Below are 24428 nucleotides of genomic sequence, written 5' to 3'. Positions count from 1 at the left end.
CTTGGCCGGTGGGACGGCCGCCGAGCTCGGCTCAACGCTCCTCGCGGAAGTCGACGTGCTCCCCCGCCACCGGGTCGTACTTGCGCAGGACCAGCCGGTCGGGGTCGTTGCGACGGCTCTTGCGCGTCACGTAGGTGACGCCGGTCCCGGCCGTCGACTTCAGGGTGACGACGGGACGGTTCGTGGTGCGTGCCATGAGGACCTCCTTCCGCCCACATCCCGGGATCTTGTCCCGAGCATGTCAGCTACGTACGTCTCAACACAGGCACCCCTCGGTCCATTCCCGGCCCTGTCCCCTGGTACGAGACGGTCTCCGACCGGGGCTAGACGGCCTACGCCGCCACCACCGCGGCCCGCTCACGAGCCGCCCGTACGGCCTGCGAGAGGCCCTCGATGTCGTACGCGCCATGGTGCCTGCGACCGTTCACGAAGAAGGTCGGGGTGCCAGCGACCCCGCTGAGGTCGGCCGACTCGACGTCCTCGGCGACGTGGCCCGAGCCCTCGTGGGCCCGCATGTCGCGCTCGAAGCGGGCGGTGTCCAGGCCGATCTGTTCGGCGTACGCCCGCAGGTCCTTGAAGCGCAGGGCGCCCTGGTGGCTGAGGAGCAGGTCGTGCATCTCCCAGTAGCCGCCCTGCAGCGCGGCGGCCTCCGCGGCCTCGGCGGCGAGCTGGGCGTGCTCGTGGACGTCGGTGAGCGGCAGGTGCCGCCACACGTACCGCACCTCGTCCCCGAAGGAGCCGAGCAGTTCGCGGACGACCGGCTCGGCCTGGCCGCAGAAGGGGCATTCGTAGTCGCCGTACTCCACCACGGTCACCGGGGCGTGTCGCGGTCCGCGCAGGTGGTCGCGGTCGGGGTCGACGGGGACGGACAGGTCGACGATGGTCTCCGCCCGGCCGAACAGGACCCTGGGCCGGATCTGCGGGGGCAGCAGTCCGATCACCCCGGTGACCAGCCGGCCGACCAGGAACGAGCAGATGACGGCGCTGAGGATGCCCGTCTTCGCGTCCTCCAGGGTGGTCCCGTCGAAGGCGAGGGTCGCGATCAGCAGGGAGACCGTGAAGCCGACGCCGGCCAGCGTGCCGCCCGCGGTCACCGCGCCCCAGCCGACCGGCGGCCGGATCCGGCCCCGGGACAGGACGCTGGTCAGCGCGGTCGAGGAGATGATGCCGAGGGGCTTGCCGACGACGTATCCGATGAGGATGCCCAGCGCGACGGGCGAGGTGAAGGCCCTGGCCAGTTGCTCCCCGCTGAGATGCAGACCGGCGTTGGCCAGCGCGAACAGGGGGACCACGGCGTAGCTGGCCCACGGGTGGTAGATGCGCTGGAGCCGGTCGTTCGGGGAGATGGACGCCGCGATGCCGGCCCGTACGTCGCGTTCCAGCTCGGGTGTGGGCTGCTCGCGGAACAGCCGGAACAGGCCGGTCGCGCGCTCCAGGTCGTCGCGCCCCGCCGGGTAGGCGTACGTGATCAGCCCCATGGCGAGGCCGATGACGACAGGGTCCACGCCCGACTTGAGCAGGGCGACCCAGGCGACCAGCCCGAGCAGCGCGTACAGCGGGCCCCGGCGCACCCGGAACCGCCGGAGCAGCACGACGACGGCGAACATGCCCACGGCGACCAGGAGCGCCGGTACGGCGATGTGCTCGCTGTAGAAGACGGCGATCACCACGAGCGCCAGGAAGTCGTCGACGACGGTGATCGTGAGGAGGAACACGCGCAGCCCGGGCGGCATGTGGCGGCCCACGACGGCGAGCATGCCCAGCGCGAACGCCGTGTCGGTGGACATCACCGCACCCCAGCCGTTCGCCGTCCCGTGCCCGCTGTTGATCGCCAGGTAGATCGCGATCGGCACGAGCATCCCGCTGGCGCCCGCGACCACCGGCAGCGCCAGCCGCCTGCGTTCGCGCAGCTCGCCCATGTCGAACTCGCGGCGCGCCTCCAGCCCGACGACCAGGAAGAACAGCGTCATCAGCCCGCTGTTGACCCACTCGCGCAGATCGAGGGAGATCCCGTGCGAGCCGAGCCGGACGGAGAGGTGGGTCTCCCAGAACGTCTCGTACGCCGACGGCGTGACGTTGGCCCAGACGAGCGCGACGACCGCCGCCGCCACCAGGACGGCGGCGCTGCCGGTCTCGGTCCGCAGGAAGTCACGCAGCGGGGTGCGCGCTTCGTCGCCGCACGTGGTCTGCCCCGTGTAGTCGGTCGTTTCGAAGGACATACGGGGTTCACTTCCGTCGTGCGTCATGGCTCACGTGTCGCCCCAACACCGGCTGCCGCACCGTTCATTCCGGTGGCAGCCGGCCACCCGGCCGACGGTCCGGTCAGCCGCCCAGCGCCGCCCCGACCACGGCCTTCGCCTCCTCCTGCACCTGGCCGAGGTGGTCGGGGCCGAGGAAGGACTCGGCGTAGATCTTGTAGACATCCTCGGTGCCGGAGGGCCGCGCCGCGAACCAGGCGTTGGCGGTCGTCACCTTGATGCCGCCGAGGGCCGCGCCGTTGCCCGGTGCCTCGGTGAGGACGCCGGTGACGGGCTCACCGGCCAGGGTGTCGGCCGTGACCTGCGCGGGCGAGAGCTTGGCGAGCAGCGCCTTCTCCTCGCGGGACGCCGGGGCGTCGATCCGGGCGTAGGCGGGCGAGCCGAACCGGTCCGTGAGCGCCGCGTAGTGCTGGGACGGCGTCTTCCCGGTGACCGCGGTGATCTCGCTGGCGAGCAGCGCCAGGATGATGCCGTCCTTGTCGGTGGTCCACACGGAGCCGTCCCGGCGCAGGAAGGAGGCACCGGCCGACTCCTCACCGCCGAAGCCGAGCGAGCCGTCGACCAGTCCGTCCACGAACCACTTGAAGCCGACGGGCACCTCGATGAGCCGGCGCCCGAGATCGGAGGCGACCCGGTCGATCATCGAGGAGGACACCAGCGTCTTGCCCACGCCCGCGTCGGCGGGCCACCGCTCGCGGTGGGCGTAGAGGTAGGCGATGGCGGCGGCCAGGTAGTGGTTGGGGTTCATCAGGCCCGCGTCCGGGGTGACGATGCCGTGCCGGTCGGAGTCGGCGTCGTTGCCGGTGGCGATGTCGAACCGGTCGCGCTGCGCGATGAGCGAGGCCATCGCGTACGGCGACGAGCAGTCCATGCGGATCTTGCCGTCCCAGTCCAGCGTCATGAACCGCCAGGTCGGGTCCGTGAGCGGATTGACCACGGTCAGGTCGAGCCGGTGCACCTCGGCGATCCGGCCCCAGTAGGCGACGGACGCCCCGCCCAGCGGGTCGGCGCCGATCCGCACACCCGCCGTGCGGATCGCGTCCAGGTCGAGCACGCTCGGCAGGTCGGCGACATAGGTACCGAGGAAGTCGTAGCGGCCCGTGCCGGGGGCGGCGAGCGCGCGGGTGTACGGGATGCGGCGGACGTCCTTCATGCCGCTCGCGATGATCTCGTTGGCGCGGTCCTGGATCCAGGAGGTGGCCTCGGAGCCGGCCGGCCCGCCGTTCGGCGGGTTGTACTTGAAGCCTCCGTCACCGGGCGGGTTGTGGGACGGGGTGACCACGACGCCGTCCGCGAGGCCCGAGGTGCGGCCGCGGTTGTGGGCGAGGATCGCGTGGGACACCGCCGGGGTGGGGGTGTAGCCGTCCGCGGTGTCGATGAGGACCGTGACCTCGTTGGCGGCGAACACCTCCAGGGCGGTGACCTTCGCGGGCTCGGACAGCGCGTGCGTGTCGGCCCCGATGAAGAGGGGCCCGTCGGTGCCCTGGTCGGCGCGGTACTCGCAGATGGCCTGGCTGGTGGCCGCGATGTGGTCCTCGTTGAACGCGGTCGCCAGGGACGAGCCCCGGTGCCCGGAGGTGCCGAACGCGACGCGCTGCCCCGGCTCGGCGGGGTCCGGGTGCAGCGCGTAGTACGCGGTGACCAGACGGGCTACGTCTACGAGATCCTCTGCGCGGGCCTGTTCGCCCGCTCGCTCGTGTGGCATGGTGGCCCGCTCCTCCGTATCGACCGACTTCGCGTACGGCCCCATCTTTCCTCGTCAGGGGCGCGTTTAGCGAGTACACCCCCTCCGCCTGTGGAAAACTCCGGCCGCCGCTGTCCGTCAGTACCGGTGGCGCCGGTCCAGCTGCTTGAGCACCGCGCCCGCCATGGCCGCCTCGCCCTTCGCGTTGGGGTGTGCCGGAGCCGCCGGGGACGCGGGCTGCAGCGGCTCTATCCAGCGGTCGGCGGGCGCCTTGCACATGTCGTGGCCGACGGTCGGGCCGTAAGTGTCCACGTACTCCGCGCCGTTGAGTGCGGCCACCACACGGAGCATCAGGTTGAGGCGCTTGCCGACGTCCCGCAGATAGGGGAAGTCCTTGGCGGCGAACGGCACCGACGGGTAGCAGCCGCTGCCGTCGTCGGGCAGCAGGTCCGGGTAGCCGACGACGAGCACGCGCGCGTGGGGTGCCTGCTTGTGCACCGCACGGAGGACCTTGGTGACCTTCGGCGCGGTGTTGAGGACGGCCAGCGCCAACTGGTCGACGCCGGAGGAGGTGTAGTAGCGCTGGCACGGGTTGCCGGTCAGGTCCGTGGCGCTGAGCTTGGCGCAGGTGCCGATGATGGTGCTGAACCCGATGTCGTTGCCGCCGATCTGCACGGTCACCAGGTCCGTGTTCCGCTGTACGGCGTCCAGTTGGGGCGGGTTGGTGCCCTGCGCCTGCCACATCTCCGCGGTCGTCGCGCCGCTGCAGCTCACGTCCTTGAGGACGGTCCTTCTGTGGTCCGCCGTCACCACGGAGGGGTAATTGTGGTCGGAGCGCGCGCAGTTGGCGTCCACCTGGGTCGGTATGTAGGGGCCCGAGGTGTAGGAGTCGCCGAGCGCCACGTACTGAGTGGAACGGCCGTGCCCATGGCCCGAGTTGTGCGCGGCGGCCGGTGCCGCGGACGCGACCACGAGGGCGCAGCCGCTGACCGCCGCGGCCACCGCCACGGCCCTGCCGCGGTGGTGCGCCGTCGTGACCGGATGCGTCTCACGCTTCATGAGGTTCCTCCCCAGGTTCGAGACGGTGCGACGGGACGGGCCCGCTACGGTCGTCTCTCGTTCAACTGGCCTTGTATACCGGGCGGTAGGTACCTGGGGCCAGAGGTCTGGCGGGACGAGTTCGCTGCCCGAAAGGTCACGGCTCCCGCCGAAACAGTTCGGCCGGTTTGGTGGCCGGTTCCCGTCCCCGCGCACGCGGACCACGTCCGGCGGGTATCCCTACCGCAGGCGTCAACGCGCTTGGGGGTGGGGGGAGTTGGCTCTGTTGCCGCAGAGGCTGCGGAGGCACGAGAGGCGCGAGTCGTGGCGCTCGCGAAGGCGCGAGGCGATCCGTGCGCTACGCGCCCAGGGACGCTACGGCCCCGGACTGCGCGAGGTGCTGCCCGCCCTCGTCGTGGTCGCCGTCGTCGTGTGCGGGATCGTGGCCGGGCTCGCCGAGGCGTACCGCGTCCTCGGCACCGCCGCGCTCGCCGGCGGGCTGGCGCTGCTCGCCGTGATCACGGCGGCCGTGGTCCGGCACAACCGGCCGCTCGCCCGTCGCCGGCTGGGCTACTACACGCCGGAGGAGATCGCCGACCTGGATGTGGCGGGGCTCGCCCTGGCCGTGTCCCGGATGCTGCGCCGGGACGGCTGGCGGGCGCTGGCCCGGCCCGACGCGCAGGGCCAGCCGCGTGTCCGTGCGCGGGACCGGCTCGGTCGCCGTCTGGAGGTGGCCTTCCGGCCGGTCGCCGAGCCGCTGCCCGGCGAGGAGACACCGACCCGATCGGCACGCGCGGTCGGCTCCGGACCGCATCTCCGCCTCGTCGTGCACCGGGGCACCTTCAGCCGCCGTGACGTGCAGTGGGCGCGCCGGCAGGGCGGCGTCCAGCTCATCGACGGCTCACGCCTGCGGCGCTGGGCCCACGGCACTCCCCTGCACCGGCTGCCCGAGGTCCCCTGAAGTGTCGCCTTACACGTACCCCGAAACGCGGAACGAGCCGCGGGCGCGGGGCCCACGGCTCGTTCGCGGTACGGCTCGTCAGTCCGCGGTCTCGCAGTGGTTGCCCAGCGCGGGGTTCAGCAGACCGATGACGTCGATCGAGTTGCCGCACAGGTTGAGGTCCAGGTCGATCGGCACCTGAACGACGTTTCCGGAGAGCACGCCCGGGCTGTCGCTGGCGGTCCCGACCGGGTCGGGGTCCGCGCTCGCCGTACCCGCGCACAGCAGCAACGCCGCACCCGCCAGACCCACCGCGGCCGTCAGACGCTTCCTCATGAAGAACTCCTGTCACTCGGAGGGGCATGTCCCTCCACGCTGGGGGTCCTTCGGGGGGTCACGACACTCTTCGGCCGCCGAACGGGTGGCGACCCCTTGCCCAGGCCGCCCGCTCAGGCCTCCAGACCGGCGGCGACCGCAGCCCCCAGCTCCCAGCACGCCTCGACACCGGCCCTGTCCGGCTCGCCGCTCAGCGTCACCGGGTCGGCGGCGCGCCGCCAGCCCAGCCCGGCCGTGATCGACTCGATGCCGCGCACGGCTCCCGTCACGTCGTTCCCGCCGTGCACGTAGTAGCCGAAGGACCGGCCCCGGGTCTCGTCCAGGCAGGGGTAGTAGATCTGGTCGAAGAAGTGCTTGAGCGCGCCGGACATGTAGCCGAGGTTCGCGGGCGTGCCCAGCAGGAGACCGTCGGCGGCCAGCACGTCCGACACGGTCGCGGACAGGGCGGCACGCCGTACGACCCGCACGTCCTCGATCTCCGGTGTCGTGGCTCCGGAGACGACGGCCTCGAACATCGCCTGGCAGTTGGGCGAGGGGGTGTGATGCACGATCAGCAAGGTGGGCACTGGGCGAACCTACCCTCAGCTCGACACCACTCTCGTCACCTTGCCCTGAGGGGTCGCCTTCACATAACCGCCCTCCCTGTAGTCATTGCTCAGGTAGACCGACATGCTCGCAGGGGAGTCGAAGTCACTACTCGGTACCGTGACCAATAGGTAACGGGATGTCGGATTCTTGATCTTCAGCGATTTCTCCGCGCTGGCGAGCAACCCCGGCACGGCGTCCCACTTGAAGTCGTCCAACTTCACCGGCTGATCTCCGTCTGTCACCGTGCCCTTGTTGTCGAACGCCTCGTCGAAACCGGTACCGGAGCGGTAGGTGTAGCTGACGTACCTGGTTTTACTGCCCTTCACCATCACGTCCGCGATGACGTACCCCGGGTAGACGGAGAAGTCGGCGAAGCGGTCGCTGCCCGTCTTCTTCTCGAAGGCCTTGATCGCGGTCCGGATACCGGCCGGAGTGAGCATGTCCTGCGTCTTCACGGCGGCGCTGCTCTGACTCGCCGAGACGGAGGGCGTGGTCTGCCGCTGCGTCTGACCGGTGGCACCCGGGGACGTACTCGTGTCGTCCTTGTCGTTCCCGGCCGGCAGCACTTTCCAGGCGAGCGTGCCGATGAGCAGTACGCCTACGACGCTGGAGGCGACCGCGACGCCTCGGGACCGCTTTGCCGCCGGCATGCCGGCGGTCGGCGGCAGTGACGGAGGCACCGGAGGTGCGAGCCGGTACGAGGTGGTTTCCGGGCGGCGGTCCTCGGGCTGTGCCGCGGCGGCTTCCAGCATCCGGCCGACCGTCCCGGCGTCCGGCCGCGCCTCGGGGTCGCGGACCAGGACGCAGGACAGCACCGGCGTCAGCGATCCGGCCCGCACCGGTGGCGGCACGTCCTCCTGGAGTACGGCGGCCAGCGTGGCCAGGGTCGTACCGCGCTGGAGCGGGTGGTATCCCTCGACGGCGACGTAGAGCATCATCGCCAGCGACCACAGGTCGGCCGACGGTCCGCCGCTCTGGCCGGTGACCCGTTCCGGGGCCATGTAGTCGGGGGTACCGATGATCGAGCCGGTGGCGGTGAGGGCGGTGGCGTCGCGGATGGCGGCGATGCCGAAGTCGGTGAGGACGGGGCGGCCGTCGGTGCGCAGCAGGACGTTGGCGGGTTTCACGTCGCGGTGCTGGACACCCGCCGCGTGCGCCGCGTTCAGGGCGTCGAGCACTCCGCGGCCGAGCCGGGCGGCCTCGGCGGGGGCCATGGGTCCGCGGGCCAACCGGTCGGCGAGCGAGCCGCCTTGGACGAGTTCCATGACGAGCCAGGGGTAGGTGCCCACGCCCTCGTCGACGATGTGATGGATCGTCACCACGTTCGGGTGCTCGACCCGGGCCAGGGCGCGTGCCTCGCGCAGGACCCGCTGGCGCAGCATCTCCGCCGCGGCGGGGTCGTACTCGGCGAGGTCGATGTCCGGCGGCCGGACCTCCTTGACCGCGACATAGCGGTGCAGCAGCAGATCCTGGGCGCGCCACACCGTGCCCATGCCACCGCCGCCGAGCCGGGACTCCAGCTCGAAGCGGCCGTCCACGACCCGTCTGCCGGGCTCCCCCTCGTTCATGCGGAGGAGCTTATGTGACGAACGTGCACGCCTGTGCCGCGAGTTCAGAAGGTGAGAAACGTCCGGGCCGACCCGTAAGGGCCGACCCGGACGTCAGTGGTGCGGTGCCGTGGAACTACTCGGTCTCAGTCTCAGTCCAGGACTCAGACTCAGACGAGGTCGAACCGGTCCAGGTCGGAGACCTTGACCCACGCGTCGACGAAGTCCTTCACGAACTTCGCCTTCGCGTCGTCGCTCGCGTAGACCTCGGCGAGCGCGCGCAGCTCGGAGTTCGAGCCGAAGACCAGGTCGGCACGGGTGCCGGTCCACTTGACCGCGCCGGAGGCGTCGCGGGCCTCGAAGGTCTGCTGGTCCGAGGAGGTCGACGTCCACGTGGTGCCCAGGTCGAGCAGGTTCACGAAGAAGTCGTTGGTCAGCGTGCCGACCTTGTCGGTGAGGACACCGTGCGTGGACTGGCCCTGGTTGGCGCCCAGGACGCGCAGGCCGCCGACGAGGACCGTCAGCTCGGGGGCGCTCAGCGTGAGCAGGTTCGCCCGGTCCAGCAGCAGGTACTCGGCGGGCAGGCGGTTGCCCTTGCCGAGGTAGTTGCGGAAGCCGTCGACGTTCGGCTCCAGCGCGGCGAACGACTCGACGTCGGTGTGCTCCTCGGTGGCGTCGACACGGCCCGGCGTGAAGGGGACCTCCACGTCGACGCCGCCGTCCTTGGCGGCCTTCTCGACCGCGGCGGCACCGCCGAGGACGATCAGGTCGGCCAGGGAGACCTTCTTGGCGCCGGAGTTGAACTCCTGCTGGATGCCTTCGAGGACCCGCAGCACCTGAGCGAGCTGGTCGGGGTCGTTGGCCTCCCAGCCGCGCTGCGGCTCCAGGCGGATACGGGCGCCGTTGGCACCGCCGCGCTTGTCGCTGCCCCGGAAGGTGGAGGCGGACGCCCACGCGGTGGACACGAGCTGCGAGACGGTCAGGTCCGAGGCGAGGATCTTCGCCTTGAGGGCCGTGACGTCGGCGGCGTCGATGGTCTCGCCCTCGGCCTGCGGCAGCGGGTCCTGCCACAGCAGGGTCTCGGACGGGACCTCCGGGCCGAGGTACAGGGACTTCGGGCCCAGGTCACGGTGGGTCAGCTTGAACCAGGCGCGGGAGAAGGCGTCCGCGAACTGCGCCGGGTTCTCGTGGAAGCGCTTCGAGATCTCGCCGTAGATCGGGTCGAAGCGCAGGGCGAGGTCGGTGGTGAGCATCGTCGGGAGCTTCTTCTTCGACGCGTCGTGCGCGTCGGGGATGATCGCCTCGGCGTCCTTGGCCACCCACTGGTTGGCGCCGGCGGGGCTCTGGGTCAGCTCCCACTCGTAGCCGAAGAGGATGTCGAAGAAGTCGTTGCTCCACTGGGTGGGCTTGGTGGTCCAGGTCACCTCAAGGCCGGAGGTGATCGCGTCGCCGCCCTTGCCGCTGCCGTAAGTGTTGGCCCAGCCCAGGCCCTGCGACTCCAGCGGGGCGGCCTCGGGGTCGTCGCCGACCGACTCGGCCGGGCCCGCGCCGTGGGTCTTGCCGAAGGTGTGGCCACCGGCGATGAGGGCGACGGTCTCCTCGTCGTTCATCGCCATCCGGCGGAAGGTCTCACGGATGTCGCGGGCCGAGGCCAGCGGGTCCGGGTTGCCGTTCGGGCCCTCGGGGTTGACGTAGATGAGGCCCATCTGGACGGCGCCGAGCGGGTTCTCCAGCTCGCGGTCGCCGGTGTAGCGCTGGTCGTCGAGCCAGGTGGTCTCGGGACCCCAGTACACGTCCTCGTCGGCCTCCCAGACGTCGGCACGGCCGCCGGCGAAGCCGAAGGTCTCGAAGCCCATCGTCTCCAGCGCCACGTTGCCGGTGAGGATCAGGAGGTCGGCCCAGGAGATGGACTGGCCGTACTTCTTCTTGACCGGCCACAGCAGACGGCGGGCCTTGTCGAGGTTGCCGTTGTCCGGCCAGCTGTTCAGCGGCGCGAAGCGCTGCTGGCCACGGCCGCCACCGCCGCGGCCGTCGCTGATGCGGTAGGTGCCGGCACTGTGCCAGGCCATCCGGATCATCAGCGGGCCGTAGTTGCCGAAGTCCGCCGGCCACCAGTCCTGCGAGGTGGTCAGTACCTCGGCGATGTCCTGTTTGACGGCCGCGAGGTCGAGGGCACCGAACGCCTCGGCGTAGTCGAAGTCCGCGCCGAGCGGGTTCGCGACGACCGGGTCCTTGGCGAGGATCTTCAGGTTGAGCCGCTCCGGCCACCACTGACGGTTGCCACCGCCCTGGGTCGGGTGCGGGGCGCGCCCGTGCGCGACGGGGCAGCCCCCGGCATCCTCCGACTTCGCGTCCGTGACGATTGCGTCGTGGTTCTCAGACATGGGAATCCTTCCAAAACGGGGTGGAACACGTGGCTCAGGAACTGGGGACCGCGGTACAGGTGGGGCACAGGCCCCAGTAGATGACCTCGGCCTCGTCGATCGAGAAGCCTTGGTCGTCGGCGGCGGTCAGGCAGGGCGCCTCGCCGACCGCGCAGTCGACATCGGCGACGACACCGCACGACCTGCACATGAGGTGGTGGTGGTTGTCGCCGACGCGTCCTTCGAAGCGGGCGGGACTGCCTGCCGGTTCGATACGGCGTATGAGTCCGGCCGAGGTCAGCGCGTGGAGCGCGTCGTACACGGCCTGGAGCGATATGTGTCCTACGCGGTCACGGACCCCGGACGCGACCGCCTCGACATCGAGGTGGTCGCCGTGCCGGACGGTCTCCAACAGCGCGACGCGGGCTGCCGTCACCCGCAGGCCGGCACCGCGCAGCTCCTCGGCGGTGGTCGGTGGCTGGGATGCGGTCATGCCGCTCAACCTACAGCCATAAACACGAGTGATTCAAGAAAACAAACAGTTCAAGTTAGATGTCGTTCCGGGGTGGACGGTGGGGAGCGGTCCCACATGGTGGAGGTGACCCCGTGTTCGCGCAGTACGCCCTTGCGAACCTTCCAGCCGGGACCGGACCTCGCCCTCGAAGTCCCACCCGCGCCCGTCCAGCAGCGCCCGCAGCATGCTCAGCCCGCCGTACCGTCCGGGCCACCCGGTCCGCCCGGTCGCAGGGCGGCACCCGCACGCCGATCCGCAGCGGGCGCTCGTCCGTCTCCGTATCGCGAAGAACGCTCATGGCGACGACCCTGAGGACGGGTGAGGGGCCCGTAAACGACTGCGGTCCGCTGAGCGATCCGGCGCCGGATTCAGTGACGACACTGCTGAATCCGATGCGGGGGAACAGTTGGACTCAAGATTCACGCGCGGGCACAGTAGGCGTGTCGGCCACCCCGACGCCGACGGCACACCCCTCATGCACCTCGCGGAGACCCCCCGATGACCCACGTCGCAGATCCTGAGCGCTACAACGGCACCATGCGCTACCGCCGCACCGGCCGCTCGGGGCTCGACCTGCCCCTGCTGTCGCTGGGCTACTGGCACAACTTCGGTGACGACCGGCCGTTCGAGACGCAGCGTGAGATCGCGCTGCGCGCCTTCGACCTCGGCATCACCCACCACGACCTGGCGAACAACTACGGCCCGCCCTACGGCGCCGCCGAGGAGAACTTCGGCCGGCTGCTGAAGCAGGACCTCGCGCCGTACCGGGACGAGCTGGTGGTCTCCACGAAGGCCGGCTGGGACATGTGGCCCGGTCCGTACGGCCAGGGCGGCGGCTCCCGGAAGTACGTCCTCGCGTCGCTGGACCAGTCGCTGAAGCGCACGGGCCTCGACTACGTGGACATCTTCTACTCCCACCGCCTCGACGCCGGCACCCCGCTCGAAGAGACCATGGGCGCGCTCGATACTGCTGTCCGTCAGGGCAAGGCCCTCTACGTCGGCATCTCCTCCTACGACGCGGAGCGCTCCCGTGAGGCCGCCGCCATCCTCCGCGAGCTGGGCACTCCGCTCCTCATCCACCAGCCGTCGTACAACATGCTCAACCGCTGGATCGAGAACGACGGACTGCTCGACGCCGCGCGGGACGAGGGCTTCGGGGTCATCGGGTTCACCGCGCTGTCGCAGGGGCTGCTGACCGGGCGGTACCTGGACGGGATCCCGGAGGGGTCGCGGGCCGCGCAGGGCACGTCGTTCGACGCGGGCTGGCTGACCGAGGACATGGTTCGGCGGCTGCGCGCGCTGAACGGCATCGCGGGGCGGCGCGGGCAGACCCTGGCGCAGATGGCGCTCGCCTGGGCGCTGCGCGACGAGCGGGTCACCTCGCTGGTCATCGGCGCGTCCCGCACGGAGCAGCTCGAACAGAACGTGGCCGCGCTCGACAACCTCGCCTTCAGCGCCGAGGAGCTGGCCGAGATCGACTCGTACGCCGTCGACGGCGGCGTCGACCTGTGGCAGGACGCGCGGACTGGGAAACTCGGCTGAGTCGCACGGTGCCGGCCGTCATGGCCGGCACTTCCCAGGACACCGCGGAGGCATGAAGTACATGACAGTTGACGGCTCGGTCGAGCACACGGACGGCAGCATCGGCGGCGAGAGCGTCCCGACGACTCAGGCGGTGCTGGAGTCGCTGACCCCGAGCGCGACCTTCCTGGTCGTCACCGTGGAGCCGGGGGGCGAGGAGACGGCGCGCCAACTCCTCGAAGATCTCGGCGGGTTGATCCGGTCCATCGGGTTCCGCGCGCCGGACGGGCGGCTCAGCTGTGTGACCGGCATCGGGTCGGAGGTGTGGGACCGGCTCTTCGCCGGTCCGCGCCCCGCCGAGCTGCATCCGTTCCGCGAACTCGTCGGCGAACGCCACACGGCCGTCTCCACCCCGGGTGACCTGCTGTTCCACATCAAGGCCGTACGGGCCGACCTGTGCTTCGAGTTGGCCGCCGAGATCATGGGGCGGCTGGGCGCTGCGGTCTCCGTGGCCGACGAGGTGTCCGGGTTCCAGTACTTCGACGTGCGCGATCTGCTGGGCTTCGTCGACGGCACCGAGAACCCGGTCGGGCGGGTGGCCCGCGAGGCGGTGGTGATCGGCGGCGAGGACCCGGAGTTCGCGGGCGGCAGCTATGTGATCGTGCAGAAGTACGTCCACGACATGGCGGCCTGGAACGCGCTGCCGGTGGAACAGCAGGAACGGGCCATCGGGCGCAGCAAGTTGACCAACATGGAGATGGACGACGACGTCAAGCCGGCCGACTCGCACATCGCGCTCAACGTGATCACCGGCCCGGACGGCACCGAGCGGAAGATCCTGCGCGACAACATGCCGTTCGGCAGCGCGGGACAGGGCGAGTTCGGCACCTACTTCATCGGGTACGCCCGCACGCCCTCGGTCACCGAGCAGATGCTGCGCAATATGTTCCTGGGCACCGAATCCGCGTCCCACGACCGCATCCTGGACTTCTCCACGGCCGTCACCGGAAGTCTTTTCCACGTCCCATCCGCGGACTTTCTGGACGGCCTTCCGGACCTTCCCGACCGATCGGACGGGTGACGTCGGGGCGCGACTGGGAGCCGCCTGTGAGGGTGCTGTACGCGGCCCGGGAGAATTCAGCGGTGGGCCAAGATCCGTACATCGCAAGGGTGTTGACGTGCACACACTTGACTGCAAAGGTCTGGACCTGGCGCATCCAGTAGCGCCCCCACAGCCCAGAACTGGAGTCGGCGTGCCCGAACTGACACCCCCCACCGACAGCTCCACGAGAACCACGAAGCCCCGGGGCCGGCGTCTTCGCCGCTCCGCGATCGTCACCGTCCTCGGTGCGCTGGCCCTCGTGGTCGGGCAGGCGACGGCCGCCCAGGCCTCCGTCCTGCAGGCGCTCCCGCAGAACGCGGACGGCCTGGAGCAGACCTTCTCCCCGGCCTACGACTACGACGGCGACGGCTGCTACGCCACGGCCGCCATCGGCACGGACGGCACCCTCAACCCCGGGCTGAAGCTCGGCGGCGACGTCAACGGTCACTGCCACGACCTCGCCCAGCTGAACAACTCCAACACGTACTCGCGCGAGAAGTGCAACAACGACTGGTGCGCGGTGATGTACGCCAGTTACTTCGAGAAGGACCAGGTCACCCTGGGTCCGGCGGCGATCGGCCACACCCACGACTGGGAGCATGTCGTGGTGTGGATCAAGGACAACACCGTTCAGTACGTGTCGGTTTCGCAGCACTCCGCGTACCAGGTGTCCGCGGCCTCGGGGGTGCGTTTCGACGGCACGCACCCCAAGATCGTCTACCACAAGGACGGCATCGGCTCGCACGACTTCCGCTTCGCCAACACGAACGACGAGCCCGCGGAGAACGCCACCGGCAACTGGTTCTACCCGCGCCTGGTGGGCTGGAACGGCTACCCGGCCGGCCTCAAGGACAAGCTCCTGGGCGCGGACTTCGGCTCGGCCACGCTGAAGATCAGGGACAGCGACTTCAACTACGCGCTGTCCATCGCCGAGCCGTCGGGTATCTCGTTCGACCCGAACGCGTGAGGCCGCCCGGCCCCGGGGCTGCCGTCACGGGCGGGTCTCGTAGCGCGGTTTCGGGGCCGGGTGGATGTTCTGGTTGAGGCGGAAGACGTTGTCCGGGTCGCGGTCGGCCTTGATGCGGGCCAGGCGCTCGTAGTTGCCGCGGTAGCTGGCCCGGACACGTTCCTGTCCCTCGTCCATCATCATGTTCACGTAGGCGCCGCCCGCCGAGTACGGGTGCAGGGCCTCTTGGTAGTCGATGGCCCACTGCTTGATGAGTCCCGCGTTGGCGGGGTCCCGGTCGACACCGGCGAAGACGGACGCCCAGCGTGCGTCGCGGTACGCCCACGGGGTCTCGTCGTTGCCGACGTCGTGGGCCGCGCCGTCGATCGGGTAGAGGTGCATCGTCGACTGCGGGGTGGGTACCTCCGCCCCGAACTTGGCGTGGAGTTCCACCGCGTCATCGGGGATGTCGTTGACGAAGTCGGCACGCCAGTACCACTGGTCGCCGGGCGGGTAGAGCCCGTCGAACATGCCCTGCATGTCCGGGTGTTGCATCGGTCCCGCCGCGTGCAGGAGCGGTGCGGGCAGCGCGTCGAGCAGGGGTGCCATCGCGCGTGCCGCGGCCTCGGTGTCGCCGCCGGTGTAGCACCACACGACGCCGGCCGTCTTGCGCAGTTGTATCTCCTCGGGGAACGGCGGGGCGGGCGGGACGCTGCCGTGCAGGAAGAACGCGTTCAGCTCGCGGGGCGCGTTCGGCAGGAAGTCCCGGTAGGCGGTGAGGACTTCGGCGCTGATCTCGACCGGCCAGAAGGTGGGTCCGGCGACGACGGTGCTCACCTCGTGCAGCCGGAACAGGAACGAGGTGACGACCCCGAAGTTGCCCCCACCGCCCCGGACCGCCCAGAACAGATCGCTGTTCTCGTCCGAACTCGCCCGCACCCGGCTGCCGTCGGCCAGGACGAGGTCGGCCTCCAGCAGGTTGTCGATGGTCAGCCCGCACTTGCGGGTCAGATGGCCGAGCCCGCCGCCGGTGGCGAGACCGCCGACACCGGTGGTGGAGATGATCCCGCTCGGGGTGGCGAGCCCGTGCGCGTTGGTGGCACGGTCCACCTCGCCCCACACGCAACCGCCACCGACCCGTACCGTGCGCGCCTCGGGGTCCACCTGGATGTCCTTCAGGAGCGACAGGTCGGCGACCACTCCCCCGTCGACGGTGCCGAGTCCGGCCCCGTGGTGCCCGCCTCCCCGTACCGCGAGGGGCAGTTCGTGCGCGCGGGCGAAGCCGATCACGCGGGCCACGGCGTCCACGTCGGCGCAACGGGCGATGAGGGCGGGCCGTTTGTCGATCATCGCGTTGTAGACGGCGCGGGCCTCCGGATAGCCGACGTCGTCCGGGCCGATCAACTCCCCCGTGACGTCGGCCAGTTCACGGCGAGCGGTCTGTGCGAGCGTGCTGGACATGCGGTCCCCGTTTCGTGGTGCTCTGCTTGACCCGCATGTTCTACGCCGCCCGGAAACACGCGGGCATCCGTGCCCGTCACCCAGTTCGGCGGCGCCGGGTACCTACGTTTCGGTGTCCGGCAGCAGCCCGAGTTCCGTGGCACGGGCGGCGGCCTGCCGTCTGGTGGGCGCGTCCAGCTTCTCCAGTACGGCCCGCACATGGTTGTCGACGGTACGGACCGACACCACGAGCCGGTCGGCGATCTCCGGGTTCGTCAGACCGTCCACGAGCAGTCGTACGACCTGGAGTTGGCGTTCCGTGAGCCCACCCGGGTTGCCCCGGGTCACCGCGTGCGGGCCGCGCGGGATGTGGCGGACGCCGAGGGCGCGCAGCGCGGTGCGGACGAGGCGGGCGAGGGGTTCGGCGCCGAGTGCGTCGAGTTCGGCGAGGGCGGTGATCTTGTCGGCCGGGTCAGGGCTCTCGGCGAGCGCGGCGGCGTGTTCGTAGGGGCAACCTGCCTGTTGCCACAGATCCGCGGCCCGCTTCCACTCCCCGACGGCCTGCAACGCGTACGGGTGGTCGCTGTCGTCGGCGGCAACGGGGTGCCCAACTTTGCTGAGCCAGTAGCCGAGTTCGGCCCGGTACGGCCCGTGGCCGAGGTGGGCCGCCTGCGCGTGGACGGGCTCCGCCGCCTCGATCACCGCCGCGTGGTCGCCCCGCAGCCAGGCCGCCTCCGCCCGCGCCGCCGCCACCGGGCCCGTGCGCTGCAACTCCCCGGCGCGTACGGCGATCTCCCGGGCCTGGGTGAGGAGTTCGTCCGCGCCCGGCCTGCCGCACCGCACGCGCACTCGGGCCAGGACAGTCAGCGCGGGGCAGCGGGCCGGTACGAAGTCGTGCATCCCGTACTCGGCGTGCCGCTCGGCCTCGTCCCAGTCGGCGGCGGCGAGCCGGCGCATGGCCTGCTCGACGTGGAGGTAGTTGAAGAACCCCAAGTGCTCGGCCCGGTCGGCGAGTTCCATGGCCGGGGGCAGATAGTGGTCGGCCTCGGCGTAGCCGAGGTCGTCGAGGAGGGACCAGATGATGTTGGCGTAGGACCGGCAGGCGTGTTCGACCTCGCCCGCGGCCAGCGCCACCGCGAGGCTCTCCTCGACCTGCCGTCGCCCGTCCGGGTCGCCGCTGCGCCAGCGGGCGGTGCCCACGTTGTTGAGGGCGTGGGCGAGGATCGCGGGGTCGTCCGCGCGGCGGGCCAGGGCGATGGCGCGCTCGCCGTGGGCGATGGCCTCGGCGTACCGGTCGGACAGCATCCGCAGCTGGGCGGTGTTGCTGAGCGCGAGAGCCAACAGCCGGTCGTCACCGGCGTGTTCGAGGACGGCGATGGCCTCCCGCGCCGCGTCCTGAGCCTCCTCCGCGTGGCCCGCCCACCAGTGGATGCGGGACAGCCAGCGCAGATCGGCGCCGAGGGTGAGGGTGTCGCCGAGGGAGCGGCGCAGGGCCACGGCGTCGCGCTGGGCGGCGACGGCCTCGACGGAGTCGGCGACGGTGTAGCACTCCACGGCGTAGCGTTCGAGCAGGTCGGCGAGTTCGGCGGGGGTGTAGCGGTGCCGTTGCCGCAGCACGAGCCGCAGGTGGGCGGCGGCCTCGCGGTGGGCGCCCGCCTCGGTGGCGTCCCGGGCCGCGTGGGGGCCGTAGCGGGCGATGGCGTCCTGGTCGCCGGCCTGAGCGGCGTGGTGGACGACGCGGGCCGGGTCGGAGCCCGGCCGGAGCATGAGGGCGGTGAGCACATCGCGGTTGAGGTCGATGCGCCGGGCCGCGGGCAGGGAGTCGGCAACGGCGCGGCGGATCAACTCGTGCCGGAACGCGACCCGTTCGGGGGTCACCGCGAGGAGCCCGCGCTGTTCGGCGGTGGCCAGCACGGCGACGCCGCCCGTCAACAGCGCGTCGACGAGGGGACGTTCGACGGCGGAGGGCACGACGGCGAGTTGCTCCAGCGCGTCGACGGTCCGGCCGTCCAGCCCACGCAGCCGGGCGAGCACAGCGTCGACGACCGTCGGGGGCACTCCCCCGGTGCCGCCGGCCGCGAGGACCTCGGTGACGAAGAAGGGGTTGCCCGAGGTCACCTCGTACACCTGCGCCGGGTCGAGGCGGCTGGCCGAACTGAGCGCGTGCACCGCCGACTTGGAGAGGCGGGCCAGCGGCAGCCGGTGCACGCGGTCGGTGCGGGAGACCTCGCCGAGGAGGTGCCGCAGCGGGTGCTCGCGGCTCAACTCGTCGTCCCGGTAGGTGAGGACGAGTACGGCGGGCAGCCGATGCATGCGCCGGACCAGGAAGCGCAGGGCGTCCAGCGAGGCCTCGTCGGCCCAGTGGACGTCCTCCACGACGAGTACCGCCGGATGCGGTACACCGGCCAACTCCCCTTGCAGGGCTTCGTAGACGCGGTGGCGGTCGCCGCCCTCCATGACGGCCCGGGCGAGTTCGGCGCCGACGCTGCCGACGAGGTCGCGGAACGGGCCCAGGGGGCGGCGGGTGGCGAGGTCGTCGCACTGGCCCAGGAGGATGCGTGTGCCGTGCGGGAGCCGGTCCGGCATGGCCTTCACCAGGGTCGACTTGCCGATGCCCGCCTCGCCGAGGACGAGCGCGACAGAACCGGCCCCGTCCGCCGCCTCACGTGCGGCCGAAGCCAGTCGCGCCAGTTCGGGCTCACGCTCCAGGATCCCCCGATCCACGCCGCCGATTGTCCCACTCGGCGCGAACTCCCGTACGGGTGTCACACTTCGGACCTCCGCCGCCCTCTTGAGTGCAGACACTCACGGGAGGCGTTCATGACCAGGACCGAGCCGGCCGGGACCACCGCACAGCACCTGATCGAACTCTCCGCCGGGCCCGTCGCGTACGAGGACACCGGCGGCGACGGTCCCGTCCTGGTGCTGCTGCACGGGCTGCTGATGGACGCCTCGCTGTGGGCCGCCCCGATCGCCCAACTGTCCTCCGCCCACCGGTGCTTGGCCCCGACCCTCCCGCTCGGCGCGCACCGCCACCCGATGCGCGCGGACGCCGACCTGACACTGCCCGGGGTCGCCCGGCTCGTCACGGAACTCCTCGACCGGCTGGATCTGCGGGACGTCACGCTCGTCGGGAACGACACGGGCGGGGCGCTGGTGCAGCTGCTGATGGCGGAGGGGGACGCGCGCGTGGCGCGGGCGGTGCTCGTCTCCTGCGAGGCGTTCGACAACTTCCCACCAGGTCTGACGGGCCGGACCCTCGTACTCGCGGGGCGCCTCTCGCCGTGGCTGTTCGGGCAGTTCATGCGGCAGCTGCGGGTACGGGCGCTGCGCCGCCTGCCGTTCGCGTTCGGGTGGCTGACGAAGCGCGGGGACGCGGTCACCGCGCGCTGGACGGAGCCGGTCCGGCGACAGCCGGAGATCCGCCGTGACGCCGTACGCGTGCTGCGCGCCGCGTCGGCGGACGGGCGCCGCCTGCTGGAGCAAACCGCCCTCCGGCTACGGGAGTTCGACCGCCCCGCGCTCGTGGTCTGGGCGAGCGAGGACCGGGTGATGCCGCCCGAGCACGGGCGTCGGCTGGCCCAACTCCTGCCGCGGGGGCGGCTGGTGGAGGTGACCGACGGCTACACGCTGCTTCCGCTGGACCGGCCCGCCGAACTCGCCCGGCTCATCGGCGAGTTCGTACGCGCGACCGCCCCGCCCGCACCGGCCTGATCTGGTGCCCGCGGCGCGGCTTGGGGGCGTCGAGCATGCTGACGCCGTTGTAGTTCCGGCCGTGCAGGTAGAACGTGGGCCCGGCGACGAAGGTGACCACGACGGCGACGACGCTGATCGGGAAGAGGACCGGGAGCGACTGGCCCTCGGGGAGGGTCTTGCCGCCCTCGTGGATCGCGTAGGCGAGGGCGGCGAAGAAGACGACCGCGCACACGATCCCGACGACACGCATGACGGCCGCGAGCGTGCGGGTGGCGGCCTGGTCGCGGACCTCGGCCAGCAGGGACGCCGAGCACTCGGTGCAGGTCAGCTCCACCGTGTGCTTGCCCGACGGAGGCCGCTTGACGGTGTAGTGGGCGGAGGTCCAGGTGATCGTGCGCGTCTTCGGTTTGAGGATTCCGCCCGTGACCTTGTCACTGAGTATGTGCCGGACCGCGACCTCCGCGGTCCCCGTTGTGTTCATGGTTCCTCCGACACGCCGCCCCGACGATCATCACGAATCCCGCACAGTGTGACCTGTGAGAACCGGCCACTCAATGGTCCTGGTGATTTCTTTTCCTTCGCCTACAACTTCTCAACTCAGCCAGGACGTGCGGGACTTCTCCGGTCGCACCTCTTGACGGCTTTGGTGCAGACCTTTAGGTTCACCAGCCAACAGACCTCCCATGAATGCATTCCCCGCTCACATATGTGAACACTCGTGTTCATCTCTCACCGCCCTCATGCCGGCGGCGTCCACCCCCCACCCAGGACGAAAGGCCCCTCGTCATGCAACGCCTCGCCCTGCGCTGCGCCCTCGCCCTCTCCCTCGGCCTCACCGCCGTCGGCACCCTCGCAGCCCCCTCCGCCTCGGCCGCGACCGGCACCATCACCGGCCTCGGCGGCAAGTGTCTCGACGTCGCCGGCGCGAGTTCCGCCGACGGCACGGCCGTACAGACCTACGACTGCAACGGCACCGCCGCCCAGCAATGGACGGTCGGCTCCGACGGAACCATCAGAGCCCTCGGCAAGTGCCTTGACATCACCGGCAATTCGACGGCCAACGGCGCCCAGCTCCAGCTGTGGACGTGCGGCGGCAGCGCCAACCAGCAGTGGACGGTCAGCGCCGCGCGCGACATCGTGAACCCGGCCGCCAACAAGTGCCTCGACGTCACCGGCAGTTCCACGGCCAACGGCACCCGCACCCAGATCTGGACCTGCTCCGGCGCCGCCAACCAGAAGTGGACCGCGCCCGCGGCCGGTGGCACGACCCCGCCCACGACCGCCCCGATGGCCGTGGCCCCGTACCTGTACAACGGCTGGGGAAACCCGCCCAGCCCTACGACTGTCATGAACGCGACCGGCGTGAAGTGGTTCACGCTGGCGTTCGTCCTGAGCAACGGCTACTGCAACCCGCAGTGGGACGGCGGCCGCGCGCTGACCGGCGGCGTCGACCAGTCGACCATCAACACCGTGCGGGCCAACGGCGGTGACGTCGTCCCGTCCTTCGGCGGCTACAGCGGCAACAAGCTGGAGAGCTCCTGCTCCAGCGCGAGTGAACTGGCGGCGGCCTACCAGAAGGTCATCAGCGCCTACTCGCTGAAGGCCATCGACATCGACATCGAGGCCGACGCGTACAGCAACGGGACCGTGCAGCAGCGGACCGTGGACGCGCTGAAGACCGTCAAGGCCAACAACCCGGGCATCAAGGTGTACGTCACCATCGGCACCGGCCAGAGCGGTCCCGACACGAGCCTCATCAACCGGGCCGCGTCCTCCGGGCTGACCGTGGACGCCTGGACGATCATGCCGTTCGACTTCGGCGGCGCCGGCCAGAACATGGGCACGCTCACCCAGCGGGCCGCCGAGGGCCTCAAGACCGCGCTGAAGAACGCGTACGGATACAGCGACGACGCGGCCTACCGGGACATGGGCATCTCGTCCATGAACGGCATCACCGACAACAACGAGACCGTCACCACCGCCGACTTCCAGACCATCCTCGGCTACGCGCAGACGCACCACCTCGCGCGGCTGACGTTCTGGTCGGCCAACCGTGACCGTCCCTGCCCGGGCGCCTACCCGAACGACGACACGTGCTCGGGCGTGAGCCAGAGCAACTGGCAGTTCACCAGCATCTTCGCCCAGTACACCGGCTGACCGCCGCCCCCTCCGACCTTTTCTCCCCAACCCCCCATCACCACAGGAGAATCCGTGCTCAGACGGAAAAGACTGACCGGCCGCCACCCCATACCGAGAGCGCTCACGGCGGTCGCGCTCGTGGCGACCACCGTGACCGGAATCGAGTTCGCCACGCAGGCCTCGGCGAGCGCGGCGAGCACAGCCGCCGCCGCGATCCCGACCGGGTACACCACCGTGGTCAACAAGGGCAGCGGCAAGTGCGTCGACGCCCGCTCGGCCGCGAGCGCCGACGGCACCGCCGTCCAGCAGTACACGTGCAACGGAAGCACCGCGCAGAACTGGCAGTTGGTCGCCACCGACAGCGGCTACTACCGCGTGAACAGCAACCTGAACGGCGCCGAGGCCTGGGACGTCACCGGCGTCTCGACCGCCGACTCCGCGCTCATCCAGACGTGGACATACTCCGGCGGCAACAACCAGCAGTGGCTGCCGGTAGTCGAGGCCGACGGCGCCTACCACTTCGTCAACCGCAACAGCGGCAAGTGCCTGGACGTCCCGAGCGCATCGACCGCGGACAGCGTGCAGTTGGCGCAGTACACCTGCAACGGCACCGCCGCGCAGTCCTTCACACTCGGCACCGTCTCGACGAACCCGCCGGGCACCCCGGACTTCGGTCCCAACGTGACGGTGTTCGACCCGTCGATGTCGGCGTCCAGCATCCAGTCCAAGCTGGACTCGGTCTTCACCCAGCAGCAGACCAACCAGTTCGGCTCGGCCCGCCAGGCCCTGCTGTTCAAGCCGGGCACGTACAGCGCGAACGCCAACGTCGGCTTCTACACGCAGGTCGCCGGGCTCGGCTTCTCACCGGACGACGTGACGATCAACGGTTCCGTGCACGCGGAGGCCGACTGGTTCCAGGGCAACGCGACCCAGAACTTCTGGCGCGACGCCGAGAACCTGTCGGTCAACCCCACTGGCGGCACTGACCGTTGGGCCGTCTCGCAGGCCGCCCCCTACCGGCGCATGCACGTGCGCGGCAACTTGGCACTGGACGACGGCGGTTGGTCCAGCGGCGGCTTCATCTCCGACACCAAGGTCGACGGCCAGATCCAGTCCGGGACCCAGCAGCAGTTCCTCACCAGGAACTCCACGATGGGCAGTTGGTCCGGCTCCAACTGGAACATGGTCTTCGTCGGCGACCAGGGCGCACCCGCCCAGTCCTTCCCGACGTACACCAACGTCGCCAGCTCCCCCACGATCCGCGAGAAGCCCTTCCTCTACGTCGACAGCGCGGGCGCCTACCAGGTGTTCGTGCCCGGACTGCAGTCCAACACCGTCGGTACGACGTGGAGCGGGAAGACCCCGGCGGGCAAGTCCCTGCCGATCGACCAGTTCTACATCGTCAAGCCCGGCGCCACCGCGGCCGACATGAACACCGCCCTCGCGGCCGGCAAGAACCTCCTGGTCACCCCGGGCGTCTACCACCTCAACCAGACGCTCAACATCACCCGCCCCGACACGGTCGTGCTGGGCATGGGCCTGGCCACCTTCGTGCCGGACGGCGGGATCACCGCGATCTCCACGGCCGACGTGGACGGCATCGAGCTGGCGGGCCTGCTGATCGACGCGGGCACCACCAACTCCGGGACCCTGGTGCAGATCGGCCCGTCCGGTTCGACCGCCACCCACGCGTCCGACCCGACGCAGTTGTCCGATGTCTTCGTCCGCATCGGCGGCGCCACCGTCGGCAAGGCCACCAACTCCCTTGTCATCAACAGCGCCAACACGATCATCGACCACACCTGGATCTGGCGGGCCGACCACGGCAACTCCGGCACCGTCGGCTGGACCACCAACACCGCGGACACCGGACTGATCGTCAACGGCGCCAACGTGACGGCGTACGGCCTCTTCGTCGAGCACTTCCAGAAGACCCAGGTCGTCTGGAACGGCAACGGCGGCAGAACGTACTTCTTCCAGAACGAGATGCCCTACGACCCGCCGAACCAGGCCTCCTGGATGAACGGCTCCGGCAAGGGCTATCCCGCCTACAAGGTCGCCGCCAACGTAACCAGCCATGAGGCGTGGGGACTTGGCAGCTACTGCTACTTCAGCAGCAATTCGAGCGTGGTCGCCGACCACTCCTTCGAGGTGCCGAGCGTGTCCGGGGTCAAGTTCCACGACATGGTGACCGTCTCACTGGGCGGGGTCGGCACGATCAGCCACATCATCAACAGCACCGGCGGACCGTCCAACTCCAGTACCAACGTCGCCTACTTGACCAACTACCCGTAGACCGCACGGAAAGGATCGATC

Annotated in this window: 19 protein-coding genes; 7 read left to right on the top strand and 12 right to left on the bottom strand. The window is 70.4% G+C overall.

The features are described 5' to 3' along the window. Nucleotides 1–31 precede the first annotated feature (31 nt). From rpmG to OG407_RS45925, 4 genes are all read right to left on the bottom strand, one after another. Nucleotides 32–196, bottom strand: a complete 165-nt coding sequence (gene rpmG / locus OG407_RS45940; RefSeq protein WP_200690819.1) for a 50S ribosomal protein L33 — start codon at nt 194–196, stop codon at nt 32–34. 136 nt (nt 197–332) lie between these two features. Further along, on the bottom strand, nt 333–2219 hold the full coding sequence (gene nhaA / locus OG407_RS45935) for a Na+/H+ antiporter NhaA (RefSeq protein WP_405866912.1): 1887 nt from the start codon (nt 2217–2219) through the stop codon (nt 333–335). A 103-nt stretch (nt 2220–2322) separates the two neighbouring features. Continuing rightward, complete coding sequence (gene pgm, locus OG407_RS45930; protein ID WP_405866910.1) at nt 2323–3963, bottom strand: phosphoglucomutase (alpha-D-glucose-1,6-bisphosphate-dependent); 1641 nt, start codon at nt 3961–3963, stop codon at nt 2323–2325. A gap of 117 nt (nt 3964–4080) precedes the next feature. Next, nucleotides 4081–5001, bottom strand: a complete 921-nt coding sequence (locus OG407_RS45925; protein ID WP_405866908.1) for an SGNH/GDSL hydrolase family protein — start codon at nt 4999–5001, stop codon at nt 4081–4083. A gap of 265 nt (nt 5002–5266) precedes the next feature. On the opposite strand from OG407_RS45925, the gene OG407_RS45920 reads away from it, so the two are divergent. After that, the gene (locus OG407_RS45920; protein ID WP_403589294.1) at nt 5267–5941 is read left to right on the top strand and encodes a hypothetical protein; all 675 of its coding nucleotides are present in this window, start codon (nt 5267–5269) and stop codon (nt 5939–5941) included. A gap of 78 nt (nt 5942–6019) precedes the next feature. Here OG407_RS45920 and OG407_RS45915 read toward each other — a convergent pair whose 3' ends face one another. The 5 genes from OG407_RS45915 to OG407_RS45895 all read right to left on the bottom strand — a co-directional run bounded on the left by OG407_RS45915 (nt 6020) and on the right by OG407_RS45895 (nt 11247). Beyond that, nucleotides 6020–6256 (bottom strand): chaplin, encoded by a 237-nt coding sequence (locus OG407_RS45915; protein WP_019056076.1) that lies wholly within the window; start codon nt 6254–6256, stop codon nt 6020–6022. Nucleotides 6257–6369: 113 nt separating this feature from the next. Continuing rightward, on the bottom strand, nt 6370–6822 hold the full coding sequence (locus tag OG407_RS45910; protein ID WP_405866906.1) for a flavodoxin family protein: 453 nt from the start codon (nt 6820–6822) through the stop codon (nt 6370–6372). 15 nt (nt 6823–6837) lie between these two features. Next, entirely contained in the window at nt 6838–8412 is a 1575-nt protein-coding gene (locus OG407_RS45905; protein WP_405866904.1) for a serine/threonine-protein kinase, read from the bottom strand. A 149-nt stretch (nt 8413–8561) separates the two neighbouring features. Beyond that, nucleotides 8562–10775 (bottom strand): catalase/peroxidase HPI, encoded by a 2214-nt coding sequence (katG, locus tag OG407_RS45900; RefSeq protein ID WP_405866902.1) that lies wholly within the window; start codon nt 10773–10775, stop codon nt 8562–8564. A gap of 34 nt (nt 10776–10809) precedes the next feature. Further along, nucleotides 10810–11247 carry a Fur family transcriptional regulator gene (locus tag OG407_RS45895; RefSeq protein ID WP_405866900.1) on the bottom strand — a complete coding sequence of 146 codons (438 nt, stop codon included), beginning with the start codon at nt 11245–11247 and terminating at the stop codon, nt 10810–10812. A gap of 519 nt (nt 11248–11766) precedes the next feature. Between OG407_RS45895 and mgrA the strand changes: the two genes are divergently transcribed. The 3 genes from mgrA (at nt 11767) to OG407_RS45880 (ending at nt 14858) form a co-directional block, all read left to right on the top strand. Then, the gene (mgrA, locus tag OG407_RS45890; protein WP_405866898.1) at nt 11767–12810 is read left to right on the top strand and encodes an L-glyceraldehyde 3-phosphate reductase; all 1044 of its coding nucleotides are present in this window, start codon (nt 11767–11769) and stop codon (nt 12808–12810) included. A 61-nt stretch (nt 12811–12871) separates the two neighbouring features. Continuing rightward, complete coding sequence (locus OG407_RS45885) at nt 12872–13870, top strand: Dyp-type peroxidase (protein ID WP_405868934.1); 999 nt, start codon at nt 12872–12874, stop codon at nt 13868–13870. 250 nt (nt 13871–14120) lie between these two features. Further along, on the top strand, nt 14121–14858 hold the full coding sequence (locus OG407_RS45880) for an NPP1 family protein (RefSeq protein WP_405868932.1): 738 nt from the start codon (nt 14121–14123) through the stop codon (nt 14856–14858). Nucleotides 14859–14882: 24 nt separating this feature from the next. Here the strand turns inward: OG407_RS45880 and OG407_RS45875 are convergent, their stop codons facing one another. Beyond that, on the bottom strand, nt 14883–16298 hold the full coding sequence (locus OG407_RS45875) for an FAD-binding oxidoreductase (RefSeq protein ID WP_405866896.1): 1416 nt from the start codon (nt 16296–16298) through the stop codon (nt 14883–14885). Between the two features lie 102 nt (nt 16299–16400). Next, a complete protein-coding gene (locus OG407_RS45870) occupies nt 16401–19001 on the bottom strand; it encodes an ATP-binding protein (protein ID WP_405866894.1) in 2601 nt (866 codons plus the stop codon). 96 nt (nt 19002–19097) lie between these two features. Here OG407_RS45870 and OG407_RS45865 point away from each other — a divergent pair, with 96 nt between their 5' ends. Beyond that, entirely contained in the window at nt 19098–19991 is an 894-nt protein-coding gene (locus tag OG407_RS45865) for an alpha/beta fold hydrolase (RefSeq protein WP_405866892.1), read from the top strand. Here OG407_RS45865 and OG407_RS45860 read toward each other — a convergent pair. Then, entirely contained in the window at nt 19945–20454 is a 510-nt protein-coding gene (locus tag OG407_RS45860) for a hypothetical protein (protein WP_405866890.1), read from the bottom strand. The genes OG407_RS45865 and OG407_RS45860 overlap by 47 nt on opposite strands. 305 nt (nt 20455–20759) lie before the next feature. Between OG407_RS45860 and OG407_RS45855 the strand changes: the two genes are divergently transcribed. Continuing rightward, the gene (locus OG407_RS45855) at nt 20760–22130 is read left to right on the top strand and encodes a ricin-type beta-trefoil lectin domain protein (protein WP_405866888.1); all 1371 of its coding nucleotides are present in this window, start codon (nt 20760–20762) and stop codon (nt 22128–22130) included. 54 nt (nt 22131–22184) lie between these two features. Beyond that, nucleotides 22185–24407: an RICIN domain-containing protein gene (locus OG407_RS45850; protein WP_405866886.1), complete on the top strand. Its 2223-nt coding sequence runs from the start codon at nt 22185–22187 to the stop codon at nt 24405–24407. Nucleotides 24408–24428 lie beyond the last annotated feature (21 nt).

Source organism: Streptomyces sp. NBC_01515, assembly GCF_045040345.1.
Classification (GTDB): Bacteria; Actinomycetota; Actinomycetes; order Streptomycetales; family Streptomycetaceae; genus Streptomyces.
Note: the sequence above shows the minus strand (reverse complement) of the source record. Positions and strands in the feature narration are given on the sequence as shown.

What these genes read in the sequence shown, in the direction of transcription:
- rpmG (WP_200690819.1), bottom strand. Translation starts at nt 196, where the DNA reads ATGGCACGCACCACGAACCGTCCCGTCGTCACCCTGAAGTCGACGGCC.
- nhaA (WP_405866912.1), bottom strand. Translation starts at nt 2,219, where the DNA reads ATGTCCTTCGAAACGACCGACTACACGGGGCAGACCACGTGCGGCGAC.
- pgm (WP_405866910.1), bottom strand. Translation starts at nt 3,963, where the DNA reads ATGCCACACGAGCGAGCGGGCGAACAGGCCCGCGCAGAGGATCTCGTA.
- OG407_RS45925 (WP_405866908.1), bottom strand. Translation starts at nt 5,001, where the DNA reads ATGAAGCGTGAGACGCATCCGGTCACGACGGCGCACCACCGCGGCAGG.
- OG407_RS45915 (WP_019056076.1), bottom strand. Translation starts at nt 6,256, where the DNA reads ATGAGGAAGCGTCTGACGGCCGCGGTGGGTCTGGCGGGTGCGGCGTTG.
- OG407_RS45905 (WP_405866904.1), bottom strand. Translation starts at nt 8,412, where the DNA reads ATGAACGAGGGGGAGCCCGGCAGACGGGTCGTGGACGGCCGCTTCGAG.
- katG (WP_405866902.1), bottom strand. Translation starts at nt 10,775, where the DNA reads ATGTCTGAGAACCACGACGCAATCGTCACGGACGCGAAGTCGGAGGAT.
- OG407_RS45895 (WP_405866900.1), bottom strand. Translation starts at nt 11,247, where the DNA reads ATGACCGCATCCCAGCCACCGACCACCGCCGAGGAGCTGCGCGGTGCC.
- mgrA (WP_405866898.1), top strand. Translation starts at nt 11,767, where the DNA reads ATGACCCACGTCGCAGATCCTGAGCGCTACAACGGCACCATGCGCTAC.
- OG407_RS45885 (WP_405868934.1), top strand. Translation starts at nt 12,872, where the DNA reads ATGACAGTTGACGGCTCGGTCGAGCACACGGACGGCAGCATCGGCGGC.
- OG407_RS45875 (WP_405866896.1), bottom strand. Translation starts at nt 16,298, where the DNA reads ATGTCCAGCACGCTCGCACAGACCGCTCGCCGTGAACTGGCCGACGTC.
- OG407_RS45865 (WP_405866892.1), top strand. Translation starts at nt 19,098, where the DNA reads ATGACCAGGACCGAGCCGGCCGGGACCACCGCACAGCACCTGATCGAA.
- OG407_RS45860 (WP_405866890.1), bottom strand. Translation starts at nt 20,454, where the DNA reads ATGAACACAACGGGGACCGCGGAGGTCGCGGTCCGGCACATACTCAGT.
- OG407_RS45855 (WP_405866888.1), top strand. Translation starts at nt 20,760, where the DNA reads ATGCAACGCCTCGCCCTGCGCTGCGCCCTCGCCCTCTCCCTCGGCCTC.